This window comes from Pedobacter sp. CFBP9032 (genome assembly GCF_034045265.1).
Classification (GTDB): domain Bacteria; phylum Bacteroidota; class Bacteroidia; order Sphingobacteriales; family Sphingobacteriaceae; genus Pedobacter.
In genome coordinates, this window is the sequence record NZ_JAXCWE010000003.1 from 216588 (window position 1) to 230141 (window position 13554).

The window sequence follows — 13554 nt, forward strand, 5'->3', positions numbered from 1 at the left end:
TTATTGCCAGATTTGCATAGAATTACAAGAGTAATCAATCATTAAAAATAAAAGATGAGCAAACTAATTTATGTAATGGACCCGCTTTGTGGATGGTGTTACGGAAACAGCATCAATACACAAAAATTGTTTGATAAGTATAAAGATGTGCTTGATTTTGAGATTTTACCTGCCGGAATGTGGACTGGTGCAAATGCCCGGAAACAATCTAAGCAGATGGCACAATTTATCAAAAAACACGATCCGCAGGTACAGCAAACTACAGGAACTGAATTCGGCGAAAACTATTTTAAATTTATAGAAAATGAAGAGATTGTTTTAGACAGCGAAGTGCCGTCAAGAGCTATTGTTACTGTGAAAAAATTGTGGGCTACACAAGCAATTCCTTTTGCTGTTGAAGTGCAGAAAGCAAGATACTGGTACGGTAAGGACCTGAATGAGGACGAAACCTATTTGAGCATTTGTGAAAAATTAGGATTGGACAAAGCAGGTTTTCTACAAGCATTCCACTCAGAAACAATCAAAAAAGAAACGCAGGAAACCTTTGCTTCAGCGCAACAATACGCCAATTCTTATCCTACGCTTTTAGCAGAAAAAGAAGGCCAATATTATGTATTGGAACAAGGCTATGCCAGTTTTGAAACCATCGTAAATAGAATAGATGAAATTCATTTATTAAACTAGTTTAAAGTTTTTCCGTTCAAATGACAGCAACTTTGCAGTACTAATTTTAAACAAAAGAAAATGAAAAAATTAATTTCAACCGTAGTATTAACAACAATAACTTTATTTAATATGGAAACACAAGCACAAAGTTTAAAGACCATTGAAGCTAACAATTTGAAATTAGAAGTTTACAACGCATCAGAAAATGCTTTTGGCGTAGCATCGGTAATTGTATCAGGAAAAACAGATGCGGTATTGATCGACGCCCAATTTACTTTGGCAGATGCCGAAAAAGTAGCACAGAAAATTAAAGAAAGCGGCAAAAAGCTAACTGCTATCTATGTTTCTCACGCAGACCCTGATTACTATTTTGGATTGGAAGTTTTTAAGAAATACTTTCCAGAAGTGGTGGCGTATGCTTCACCAGCTTCCGTAGAAGCGATCAAGGCTACAGCTCAAAAGAAATTAGACGTTTGGGGCGAAAGATTAGGTAAAGCCATTACATCAAATGTGGTTTTGCCTCAGGTTTTGAAAGGAAACAGCATCGAGTTAGAAGGTCAGAAGCTAGAAGTTATCGGTCTTGAGGATTTTCCAACAAAAACCTTTGTTTGGGATCCTTCAATTAAAGCAGTTGTGGGCGGTATCAATGTTTTCGGAACTACGTTTAATGTTTGGATGGCAGACGCACAAACTGCGGAAGCCCGTAAAAATTGGATGGCAGTTTTAGACAAAATCGAAGCTTTGCATCCTGCAATTGTAATCCCGGCTCATGCAAATAATGCAAGTCCATTCGATGTAAGTGCCGTTAAACACACCAAAAATTACATCCAGTTTTACGAAGAAGCGTTGAAAACCAACAAAACTTCAGATGATTTAATCAAAGCCATCAAAGCAAAATATCCAACGCTTACTTTTGAAACAGCCTTGCAGATAGGTGCAAAAGTAAACACCGGCGAAATGAAATGGTAAAATAATATTGCCACTGATGCACGAATATCTTTAATTTATTCGTGCATTCGTGGCAATTTAAAAAACTGAAAATGGAAAAAATATCTTTTAAATCATTCCTGCTTTTGGCTTTTCTTGTCATTAGTTCTGACGCAAGTGCGCAAACTAAAAGAAATGTAAAACAAGAAGAAGCCAACAAGAAATTAGTTACCACATTTTATCAGGGCTTAATTGGCAATAAAGATATTTCTGTAATTGATAAATATTTGGCCAAAGATTTTATTACCCATAACCCAAATATGGGCGATGGAAGCGAAGCTTTAAAAAAGGCATTTTCAGCAGATTTTGCCAGTGCGCCAAAGATAAAAGTCGATTTTAAACATATTGCCGCTGATGGTGATTTTGTTTTCCTGCATATGAAGATGAAAAATCCCGCAGGTAAATACGAAGCCGTTGCAGATATTTTCAAGGTCAAAAATAACAAAATTGTAGAGCTTTGGGATGTGGTACAGGAAGTGCCTGAAAAATCTCAAAATCTGCATCCGATGTTTGATAATACCCAGGTTTATAAACCTACCCAACGAAATGTAAAACAAGAGGAAGCCAATAAAAAAATGGTGCTTACTTTTTATCGGAAACTATTTGGCGATAAAGACATTTCATCGATTGATACTTATCTTGCTAAGGATTACAAACAGCACAATCCGGCAGTATCCGATGGAAGTGATGCTTTAAAAACTGCGGTAACAAAGTGGTTTGCTGGTGCAAAAAAAGAAAAGGTAGATGTGCAACACCTTGCATCCGATGGCGATTTGGTTTACTTGCACGTAAAAAATGCCCTAACTCCGGGAAAAACCAAAGCCATTGTCGATATTTTTAGGGTTAAAAACAATAAAATCGTAGAGCATTGGGACGTGATACAAGAAATGCCAAAAAGTTCGGTGAGTATGCACCCGATGTTCTAAATCAATAAAATTAATGAAGTTAACAATTTATGTTGTGTTGGTTGCAAGTTTGCTGCTAACAGGCTGTTCTTTAAATCAAAATAAAATGACAAATCTTGAAATAGTAAAAAGCACGTACGAAGGAAAAACTTCGGAGGAAAATGGTAAAAACCTGGCTAAACATGTGGCTGATAACCTCTCTTGGACAGAAGCCAAAGGTTTTCCGTATGCGGGAACTTATATCGGCTTGGACGAAGTAACTAAAAATGTTTTTAGCCGGTTGGGAAGCGAATGGATCGATTATAAATTTACTCCGGAAGATTACGTTGCCAGCGATGACAAAGTCGTTGCTTACGGAACTTATTCTGGAACTTATAAAATCACAGGCAAGCCATTTTCGGCAAGAGTTGCTCATATCTGGAAACTAAGAGATGGGAAAATTATCAGCTTTGAGCAGTTTGTGGATAGCCAGACGGTAAACGAGGCAATGAAATAAGCGAAATTAGTACTGAATAACTAACCTATCACCATGAAGATCCTCAAGCAAATTATAGCAGAAATAAAGCATTCGAAAGATGAAGATACGGATCAATTGCAGGATTTGATATTGCGTTATATCTGTTATGCTCCAAAGATGCCATTGCGCATCTTTCAGGAAAACTTGCTTGAACGTGCTGAGCAAACCACACTTAAGGTAGATGATGAATATTTCTCTGGCCGGGAGCTGACTTTTCAAGCTTTCAGGTGGGGAAAGGGAAGTCGAAAAATCTTACTCACCCATGGATGGGGCTCAAAAGCGGGTGATTTATATGAAATAATCATCGCCCTGGAACAGCTTGGTGATGTAGAGATTATTGCTTTCGATGCGCCGGGTAATGGTGCATCTGAAGGCGAACTCTCTAGTCTGTTGCTGTTTGTGGAGGGTGTAAAAGCTATTGTAGCTCACTATGGTATGCCTGAGGTAACGATAGGACATTCATTAGGTGCGATGGCGAACATCATTGCAATGGAACAGCTGAAAATTCATCCCAAACAGCTGCTCAGCATTGCGCCATTAATTGATCTGGGGAAAAATTTCGAAGCCAGTATGGATGCCTTGGATATTCCCAAATCCATTCAACATACTTTTTTTGAACGTTTTGAAGAAAGGTTTACAAAACCAATTTCCCACTATAATCTCAATGATTGGTCAGTCTTTAGTACCAAACTATCCAAACATTGGGTCGCATATGATGCAAACGACCTGGTTTCTCCTTATTCATTTATGAAGGCCTTCTTAAATTCAAATTCTTTGATCGATTCTACTAATTATCTTGATGCTGGTCATGAACGGATCATCAAATCGCAAGCAATGATTCAGGATTTGATATCAAGGTGAAGCTCGTAAACTTAATTTGACCATCACTGCCAATGCATAAATCCTTTGATCCCAAATTGATGGACATACTTGGTAGGGCATGCGCAAAAAAAGAATTCCAGGTATCTAATGTGATTTTTATGCAGGGAATATAGCGAGATAAAAAAAATGAAATAAAAATAAAGAGAGACTGCTTGTTTTACTCTACCTTTCAAATAATTATTTTTTTTCGGGTATTTCAATTGGGCAGTCTCTCTAACGCTAATAACCTTTTGCCTGTTGGTCTTTCTGCAGGTTTGGATTTCTATCTGTAGCAGTTAAAGGATAGGGGAATAGGTAAAATTTATCTTCCCATTTCCTCACCTGACTCAGGTCGTTGGTGATATCACGAATATCTTTGACTACAGTAGATGCGATTTTTAGTCGCCGAATATCCAGAAATCTTCTTCCCTCGGCTGCAAGTTCAATATGACGCTCATTCAATATCAAGGTACGCAGGTTGTCTTTATTGCCGTATTTGGCCTGATCAACATTTGGCATGCCTGCACGATTTCTAACCTGGTCTATAGCCGCATAGATTGCTGGATTTGGTCCTGTTAACTCATTTTGTGCTTCAGCGAAGGTCAACAGCACTTCGGCATACCGGATAAGTTGGTAATCATTATTTCCGTTCTGTTCCTGTATATAATTCGGATCGGCAAGCTTTCGGAAATTATAACCGGTTTTTGAGTTGTTGTTTCCACCCTTGCCCCACACGAATGTTGCCGCAGCGCCGTTAATAAATATTTTATTACCAGGGAATAGGATAGAGGCGTATAATCTCGTGTCACGGTTCTTAAACTCTGCCAGGAATTGGGCGTTATAATTTCCGCCATTGTAATTTGCTGCACGCTGTGCGGTAGTAGGTAGTGTCGTTACAGGATCCCCATTACGGTTGCCATAACTATTAACCAGATCCTGTGTTGGCGTAACAGAGCTCCAGCCATTGAACGTACCTGGAAATAAAAACGTGGTTACTTTGGTCGGATTGATATTTTCAGCATACTGACTGCTGAGAATCACTTCGCTATTACGCTCGTTTACTGACCAGAATTGCTGGTTATAACTGACAAGACCCTTATAGAATTTTGCTTTATCTGCATTATCCTGAAAATCTACAAGTTGGCTGTAATCCTCGCTTAAATCGGCCGCAGAAGGTTCCTTTGTGAAGAGTTTATAGCCCAGATCCATTACTGCCCTTGAATCTGAGGCAGCCTCATCATATTTTTTGTAAAATAATGCTGCACGGGCGCGCAAAGCTAAGGCTGCACCTTTAGTCATGCGTCCATATTCGTTACCGCCACCATTTGAGTAAGCTGTTGGCAGGTCTGGTGCAGCCGCTTTCAACTCGGCTAATACAAAATCAAATACTGTGGCTTGAGGCGTTGGTGCCACTTTTGCCTCTAGCGGGTCTACAATATCATTGGTAATCAAAGGTACCGGACCAAAAATAGAAGATAGGTTGAAGTACGAAAAAGCCCTCAATGCCCTGACCTCAGCAATATATCGCTTCTTTAGCGTTGCATCCATCGGCACACTTTCTATCTTGGAAAGGAAAAAGTTAAATCTGCGTATGCCGTTATATCGGTCACCATAACCCATATCCAGATTGACCGTTACATTCCCTGCACCTACGGCCGTTGCATTGCTTTCCCAAGGATATTGGGCGTAAGCGTCGTCTGTCATCGCATCCAGATAGATGTCGTTCTGACTGCCATTTAAATATCCATAACAGCCATTTAGAGCCAGGAGTGCATCGTTAGGTGTTTTGAAAAAAGTTTCTGCAGCAATAATGTCATTTGGAAACTGTTCCAGGTTTTTCTTGCACCCGGCCGAAAAAAATACCGTGAATAAGATACCACAGCCAATATATTTGAGTTTAATAATTTTCATTTTGATATGTTTAAATTGATCAGAAAGTAACATTTAGGCCCACTGAGCTTGTCTTCAATTGGGGATAAGATGGTCTGCCCGATGGTGCCTCGGGATCAAAATCCTTCATACGTTTATCTCCACGGATAGTAAACAGGTTGTTTGATGTGAAGTAAACCTTGATGTTGCTTGCACCGACTTTTCTCGATAATTTCTCCGCAAAATTATAGCCCAAGGTGAGCGATTTAATTCGGAAGTAGGAGGCATCGTAAAGCCAGAAGCTATTGGTAACCGTATTTTGGGTATTGTTCTCGGATAGTAAAAGACGTGGGTAAACCGCATTCGGATTTGGGTCGTTTGCTGTCCATCTTCCCTGATGGTATGCTCTTACACCAGAACCGTTAAAGAAGGCATTGGATGCTTCACCCTCTAGATAGGTTTTTACACCAAAAACACCCTGACCGATAATAGAAAGATCAAAACCTTTATAATTTAAAGAAAGGTTCACTCCATAATATTTGTATGGCACGTCGTTCCCAACTACTATACGATCTTTGTCATTAATTATCCGGTCACCATTTTGGTCTACGAACTTAATATCTCCGGCGCCTGTTCCGTTAGCCTGGAATGGTGAGGCAGCCACATCCGCTGCGTCTTTGAAGAGCCCGTTTGCCTGATACATGTAATACGAACCAATTGCCTGCCCTACACGATTAATGTAAAAGCCGGATGGTGGTAACTCATTTAAACCGTTGAGATCTTCTATTTTGTTCCATATCCGGGTAAAGTTTCCGCCAATTGAGTAGTTTAACTGACCAATTTTATTGCTGTAATTTAAGGTAATTTCAATGCCTTTATTTCTTACAGATCCTGCATTTATGCTTGGAATATTAGTCACCCCAGCTTCCTGCGGAACTGAATTTCCATTACTCAGCAGAATATCTTTGGTCAGCGCATCATAAGCATCAAGCTGAATGGAAAGACTTCTATTAAACATGGTAGCGTCTAAACCGATGTTTTTCATGTCTTTCTTCTCCCAGGTTAAAAATGGGCTTGGCAACCTGCCCGGCCAGGCACCATCTACAAATGTGCCATTAAGGAATGCGCCACGACCTGTAGATATACCACCGAAGTAGTCGTAGAAGCCTACGTTACCAACATTGCCCAGTAAACCCCATGAACCACGCAATTTCAACTCATTTACCCACTTTGCATTTTTCATAAAGTCCTCCTGAGCTATTCTCCATCCTACTGATGCGGAAGGGTAGGTGCCACCACGATGTCCAGGCGCAAATTGAGATGATACATCATGGCGCAGATTTGCTTCCAATAAATAACGGTTATTGAAAGCGTAGTTAAAACGGCCAAAGGTGGAAACAAATGCACGGGTATTGATTGTGCCTGATGCAGAGGTATTGGCCGGATCGGATGAGCCGGCATTGATTGCATCCAGGTTCTGACTTGGGAATTTGTTTCTAGACACGCCAATATCACGGGCATTGAAATATTCGTAAGAAGAACCTCCTAATAGCTTAAGGTTATGTTCGCCATAACTTTTGGAGTATGAAACGGTGGCTTGGGTGAGTAATCTCGAATTTGTATACCAATTTTCAGTTAAATTATTGGTATTCACTCCGGTACCCGCGATAGGTTGCTTTGTAAAAAAATCAATTATTGCAGGCCTGGTTGCTGTAAATGTCGAAAATATTTCTGTTTGGGTATAATACGAGGCATTTCCGTCAATTGATAATCCACTTATCGGCTTAAAAGACGCATCAGCAGAAGCTGTCAAACGGTTAGCAGCACTATTTGATCGACCTCCATTTTCGAGTATAAAAAGGGGGTTGTTATTAGCAAGCGTAACATCTATACTTCCGCCATTTACAGATCCCCAGTTACCATCACTTTGTTTGTTTACAAACAATGGGGTCATCCGGGCAAGGGTAGATAAATCCAGAGAACCGCTTTTATTGTTTATTGCATCTCTGATGAAAGAGATATTGGTTCCTATAGTCAGTTTATCGCTGACCTGAGTCTGGCTGTTTGAGCGAAGGGAGTAACGCTGAAGTTGTTTTCCCGGAAAAAGCGATGACTGGTTTAGATACGAACCACTTGCATAATAGCGGGTTTTGCCACCTCCGGAAACATTTACTTCGTGTTCCTGCAGGGGTGCATTATCCCGAAGGGTTAGCTTATACCAGTCGTTATCTGGATATAAATCAGGATCCGACTGTGCCCGTATTTTCTGAAGCACTTCAGGGTTGTATTGAGCTGATCTGCCAGCATTGGTCAGGGCTTCATTTTTTAAAATAGCATAATCATAGGATCCAAGTCCCTTTGGTAAATAAGCTGCCTTTTGGAGGCCGTAGGTACCATTATAGGCTATAACCGCTTTGCCATTATTGCCTTTCTTTGTAGTAACCAATATCACCCCATTGGCTGCACGAGATCCATAAATAGATGCAGATGCCGCATCCTTTAACACGGAAATACTCTCCACGTCGCGTGGATTGATACGTGAGAAAAATGCACCATCCAAAATCACGCCGTCTACAACGTATAAAGGTTCTGGTGCTCCAAGGTTTCCACGTCCACGTACAGTAATGCCTCCAATGTCGCTACCCACATCACCAGGACGGGATATCACCGTCAATCCAGGCGTTGTGCCCTGCAGTGCATTATTTAAAGAAATCACCGGGCGCCCCGTGATCAGCTTGGTCGGAACCGTATTGATTGATCCTGTAACCGTATTCTTGGTTTGTGTACCATACCCCACCACAACCACTTCCTGCAACCCTGAGCTTGAAGAAAGCATAGTTACATTAAGAACTGTTTTACCAGATACTGGGATTTCTTGCGAAACGTAACCTACATAACTGAAAATAAGTATTGCATCATCCGCTACAGTTATGGTAAAATTACCCTTCGCATCAGCTGAAGTTGCAGTAGCTTGTCCCTTCTCCCGTATGGTAACGCCCGGAATAAAATTGCCCATTGCATCCTTAATCGTTCCGGAAATAGTTAATGGTGGATGATTTTGATTGCGATTTACACTCGCCGTCTTGTTCCATTCGGATTCAGTAAACGAATGAGCTGCTAACGCTGCTAAAGGAGGAACTGTATTTAAAGTGACTAATAGGGCAAAGAGGAATATTTTCCGTCCTTGCATAGAAAAGAGATGGCTTACGCCATATTTTTCGATTTTTTTCTTCATAACAACTGGTTTAATATTTGGTTTGTTTTATAAAGCTAATATCAAGGGAAACAACAGATCTGTACATACACAAATCGGTCAAAAACGGGGCTTAATCAAACCAAATATTATTCTAGCTTAAAAACTTGTGTGAGGTATTTGGTTTGCCTTTGCTCAATTGAACATGGCAGGCAGGTACCATTAAAAACCAACCCAATCGGTTAAAAGCTATTTGCTGGTCGTTTTTTGCTATAGATTAAGTCGGTCAACTTTTGAGTTAATCGGAAAGATGGATTTTTCAGGATCGAGCTTACTCAGATGTTTATCTTCACCCATTTGTGTATATTAGCAATATGGAAGAACTGTAGAATTGATGTTGCTAATTTCAAAAAACAAACCTAACCAAATCAAGAGCTTAAGTGGCGGAACCAGGCTGTTTCGTTTGCTTATTCATTGCTTTATAGCCTTATTTTTTTTCCAATCCTCGAATGGGCAGTCACACTTTCCAATAGATCATATTGGTATCGAAAATGGGTTGTCAAATAGTGCCGTACGCTGTATTTACCAGGATCACCGGGGCTTTATCTGGATGGGTACACAAGACGGGCTAAACAGATTTGATGGTACAGATTTCAAAACATTTGTAAAAGTAAATGACTCAGAAAATAGCCTCTCCGACAATTGGATTAGTTCTATTGCTGAAGATCGCTTAGGGAAATTGTGGATCGGGACTCGTGCCGGTATTAACCTATACGATCCAGTATCTGAGAACTTTACAACCGTTTTTTTTAGAAAAAAAGGGGAAAAGTCTGTGCGGCCACTGAGGGGATGGGGAGAAAAAATCCAAATCGCCAGAGATGGTGATATTTTCGCATCGGTTTCGGGGGTCGGTTTGATCCGTTTTAAAAATGGAGCATATGCTAATGGGGAAGTTATCCGCTTTAAATCGGAGAAAGGGTACTCCCTCATAAACGACATCGTTTGTACCTCCCTGGGCACATGGGCACTAATTGATGGTGCTGGTCTTTGCCAATATACCAAAGGCCAGGATAGACTTCTTGTTAGGGATTCTAGATTTGCAAAGGCCACAGCGATGGTAGCCGATGGCAATACATTATGGATAGCCGGGCCTGATGGACTAGCGCATGTTGATCTTAAATCATTAAATGCGCTGCCCGTTTTCATCGCACGAAACCGTTTTACCGATTTACCCATCAAACAGTTGATGAATACACCACAAGAAGTGTGGGTGGCTACAGATGGTGGTGGCGTTTTCATTTTGAGCAAATTAACCGGCCAACTTAGATCAATATCTAACGGTTCGGGGAAATTTTCTTTGTCCAGTGAAGCCGTTTTTTCGCTTTTTTTAGACAAAGAATCACGCATCTGGATTGGTACGCTACGAGGCGGCGTTAATATACTAGATCCTTACAAAGCAAAGTTTAAGTCAATAGAACGAGAGCCTGGAAATGCTAATAGTCTGATCAACAACTTTGTACTTTCCCTTGAAGAACTTCCAGGCAATAAGCTTTGGATAGGAACTGATGGCGGTGGACTAAGTGTTCTTGACAGAATATCGGGAAGGTTCGAAAACTATAAACATCAAAGCAATAATCCTCACTCTCTTTCAGGAAACTTCATCACGGCAATTGAACAAGATTTCGAAGGTGAGGTGTGGGTAAGTACTTACGATGGCGGGATAGATCGCTTTAGCGCTGGCACACGGGATTTCCATCGCTATAAAGTCCTTAAACCTTCACAGCATACACCTGCCACAAAGTTTTGGACCATTTATGAAGACCATGAGCATCAGCTTTGGGCAAGCTCACTCGAAAGTGGTTTATATCTTTACAATCGCAGCAAGGATTCTTTTGAAATCTGGTCATCACAAGTGAATATATCAATACTCACAGAAGATTCTTTAGGCAGATTGTGGGGTGGAGGTGCAGATGGGTTGGTCTTAATAGACAAGAAGAACCACCAACTGATTACCTACTCAGTTGGAAGTTGGGTGAGAGCGATTCTGGAGGATCGTAATCAAAACTTTTGGTTAGGTACAGATCAGGGGCTGCTCTTATTTGACCGGACTAAAATGAAGGTCAAACAGCAGTTTAAAACGGCACAAGGATTGGCAAATAACCAGGTATTTGCGATTCAAGACGATCCTCAGGGAAATTTATGGATCAGCACATACAGTGGTTTGTCGAGAATGCAGGTAAGCACTCGGCGTTTTAGGACCCATTCCCAATCTGATGGACTGCTGAGCAACGAATTCAATTTTAATGCGGGCATAAAACTCCGTTCAGGTGAACTCGCCTTTGGTGGAATTAAAGGACTAAATATTTTTTTTCCCGAAAGCTTCAACCAGGAAAAGAAAGATCCTGAACTGTTGCTTACCCGGATTCGGATTAATAACCGTGCCGCAGAAAAGGTTCCACAGTTTGTTGAAAAGAGAGATGATAAACAGATTCTTGAAATGAAAGTGCCTTTAGCCCAGGCCATTTTTGCATTTGATTATACGGCAATCGAATATCCATCTGCTAACAGGATCCGTTATCGATTTAAAATGGATGGAATTGATAAAGACTGGAACTACCCCGGCGCTACCCGCACAGCGATTTATACAAATGTATCTCCAGGAACGTACGTATTTCGTGTGAATTGCACCAATGCTCACGGCTTGTGGATTAAACAGCAGGTGCTGGTGAAGGTAGTGGTTTTACCGCCATGGTACCGTACCTGGTGGGCTTATTTCCTATATATCGCCCTTATTACTAGTTTGGTTTACATTTACCTTCGTTACAAATTTAAACGAGCCCGTTTGGTCTACGAAGTTAGATTAGCTAAGGCCGATGTAGAAAAGGAACGTGAAATCCATGAAAAGAGAATGCAGTTTTTTACAGGTGTATCTCATGAATTTCGAACTCCGCTCACGCTTATAATCAACCCAATTAAGGATTTATTAATGAAATCCAACGCAGAAGGTAATGAGTTAAATATCATTTACCGCAATGCAAGGCGCCTGTTAAGCCTGGTTGATCAACTTTTGTTATTCAGAAAAACAGAATCGGGGAACTCGGGTATGAAGATATCGCCGCTCGATTTGCATGCGGTTTGTATGGATGTGCATCTTTGTTTTATCCAACATGCTAAATCTGCCGGAATTCACTATAGCTTCACAGGAGAAAACCAACGACAAACTGTTTTTGCAGACCGCGAAAAGCTGGAAACTATTCTCTTTAACCTCATCTCCAACGCCATAAAGTTCACGCCGCCAGGCGGAGAAGTAACGATTGGCATCAATGACCGTCCTTCCAGCTTTGAGATCGTGGTCAGCGATACCGGATGCGGCATCCCGGAAACTGCCAGAGAACAATTATTCGAAAAATTCTACCAGGTCAAGTCTTCTGGAAAGCCAATTAAAGCGGGATTTGGCGTGGGACTATTTCTGGTGAAACAATTTACTGCCGCACATCAAGGAAAAATTAATTATGTAAGTGAAATAGGAAAAGGCACTACATTTCATTTAACGTTGTTAAAGGGGGCGGCACACTTCCCGCCCGAAATGATCATCGAAGATGAGTCTTTCGAATCAGCATTTTTACAGGAACCGATAGAAGAGGGAAACACCGTAAAAGAACACATCCCAGAAAATCCCACACAATTTAAAGCGGAAAATATTTTCTTGGAGAAAAAGCTGGTTTTACTGGTTGATGACGACGCTCAACTTCGGAATTATCTGAAAGAGATACTGGGCAAAGAATATGCTACAGTGGAAGCATCAGACGGTGAGACCGCAATTATTATCGTTAAAGAGAAACAGCCTGACTTAGTTATTTGTGATGTGATGATGCCGGGAATGAATGGCATTGAGTGGTGTTCATGGTTAAAACGAGATCCAATGCTTAGCCATATACCTGTTATTCTGCTTACTGGTTCTTCTTCATCCGAAAACAGACTGAAAGGATTGCATGGGGGAGCAGATGATTACCTAAGTAAACCTTTTGATAACGAAGTGTTGATGGCCCGGGTGGCTAATTTAATTGCCATAAGAAATAACCTGCGCAGCTATTTTTATAATGAGATTACGCTCCAGAAAAATGACATCACCGTGTCTGCTGAATATCGTGATTTTTTAGCTAAATGTATAAGGGTAGTTGAGCAGAGTATGATGGATCCTGATTTTGGAACAAAACAACTCTGCGCTGAAATGGGTATGAGCCATTCGAATCTTTTTAGAAAAGTGAAATCTATATCGGGTTATAGCATTAGTAATTTTATGCGCTATATCAAGTTACGAAAAGCCGCTGAATTGCTGATTAACACAGAGTCGAATATTAACGAAGTAGCTACCATATGTGGATTTAGCAGCATGAGGTATTTCCGCACCCAATTTGCGGCCTTATTTGGATCCAACCCTTCTGATTTTAAGCGGCGTAACCGACCTGTATTCAAAAAGGGAGATCGGGTGCTGCACTAAACAATTGTTACCTGTTCCTACCCACTGCCTCAAAAGTCTAAATCAGTAGAAGTGC

Annotated in this window: 8 protein-coding genes; 6 read left to right on the top strand and 2 right to left on the bottom strand. The window is 40.8% G+C overall.

Annotated elements, in window-relative coordinates; translation table 11 throughout:
- Nucleotides 1-54 precede the first annotated feature (54 nt).
- From SOM16_RS07585 to SOM16_RS07605, 5 genes are all read left to right on the top strand, one after another.
- Complete coding sequence (locus tag SOM16_RS07585; protein ID WP_320463390.1) at nt 55-684, top strand: DsbA family protein; 630 nt, start codon at nt 55-57, stop codon at nt 682-684.
- A 60-nt stretch (nt 685-744) separates the two neighbouring features.
- Nucleotides 745-1635 (top strand): MBL fold metallo-hydrolase, encoded by an 891-nt coding sequence (locus tag SOM16_RS07590; RefSeq protein WP_320463391.1) that lies wholly within the window; start codon nt 745-747, stop codon nt 1633-1635.
- A 71-nt stretch (nt 1636-1706) separates the two neighbouring features.
- On the top strand, nt 1707-2579 hold the full coding sequence (locus SOM16_RS07595) for a nuclear transport factor 2 family protein (protein WP_320463392.1): 873 nt from the start codon (nt 1707-1709) through the stop codon (nt 2577-2579).
- 13 nt (nt 2580-2592) lie between these two features.
- On the top strand, nt 2593-3054 hold the full coding sequence (locus tag SOM16_RS07600) for a nuclear transport factor 2 family protein (RefSeq protein WP_320463393.1): 462 nt from the start codon (nt 2593-2595) through the stop codon (nt 3052-3054).
- A 33-nt stretch (nt 3055-3087) separates the two neighbouring features.
- A complete protein-coding gene (locus SOM16_RS07605) occupies nt 3088-3936 on the top strand; it encodes an alpha/beta hydrolase (RefSeq protein ID WP_320463394.1) in 849 nt (282 codons plus the stop codon).
- 240 nt (nt 3937-4176) lie between these two features.
- Here SOM16_RS07605 and SOM16_RS07610 read toward each other — a convergent pair whose 3' ends face one another.
- Both SOM16_RS07610 and SOM16_RS07615 read right to left on the bottom strand, forming a co-directional pair.
- On the bottom strand, nt 4177-5847 hold the full coding sequence (locus SOM16_RS07610) for a RagB/SusD family nutrient uptake outer membrane protein (RefSeq protein ID WP_320463395.1): 1671 nt from the start codon (nt 5845-5847) through the stop codon (nt 4177-4179).
- Between the two features lie 19 nt (nt 5848-5866).
- Nucleotides 5867-9040 carry a TonB-dependent receptor gene (locus tag SOM16_RS07615; RefSeq protein ID WP_320463396.1) on the bottom strand — a complete coding sequence of 1058 codons (3174 nt, stop codon included), beginning with the start codon at nt 9038-9040 and terminating at the stop codon, nt 5867-5869.
- 514 nt (nt 9041-9554) lie between these two features.
- Between SOM16_RS07615 and SOM16_RS07620 the strand changes: the two genes are divergently transcribed.
- On the top strand, nt 9555-13499 hold the full coding sequence (locus tag SOM16_RS07620) for a two-component regulator propeller domain-containing protein (RefSeq protein WP_320463397.1): 3945 nt from the start codon (nt 9555-9557) through the stop codon (nt 13497-13499).
- Nucleotides 13500-13554 lie beyond the last annotated feature (55 nt).

Excerpts from the sequence above, each read along its gene's own strand:
- SOM16_RS07585 (WP_320463390.1), top strand. The coding sequence starts at position 55 with ATGAGCAAACTAATTTATGTAATGGACCCGCTTTGTGGATGGTGTTAC.
- SOM16_RS07590 (WP_320463391.1), top strand. The coding sequence starts at position 745 with ATGAAAAAATTAATTTCAACCGTAGTATTAACAACAATAACTTTATTT.
- SOM16_RS07595 (WP_320463392.1), top strand. The coding sequence starts at position 1,707 with ATGGAAAAAATATCTTTTAAATCATTCCTGCTTTTGGCTTTTCTTGTC.
- SOM16_RS07600 (WP_320463393.1), top strand. The coding sequence starts at position 2,593 with ATGAAGTTAACAATTTATGTTGTGTTGGTTGCAAGTTTGCTGCTAACA.
- SOM16_RS07605 (WP_320463394.1), top strand. The coding sequence starts at position 3,088 with ATGAAGATCCTCAAGCAAATTATAGCAGAAATAAAGCATTCGAAAGAT.
- SOM16_RS07610 (WP_320463395.1), bottom strand. The coding sequence starts at position 5,847 with ATGAAAATTATTAAACTCAAATATATTGGCTGTGGTATCTTATTCACG.
- SOM16_RS07615 (WP_320463396.1), bottom strand. The coding sequence starts at position 9,040 with ATGAAGAAAAAAATCGAAAAATATGGCGTAAGCCATCTCTTTTCTATG.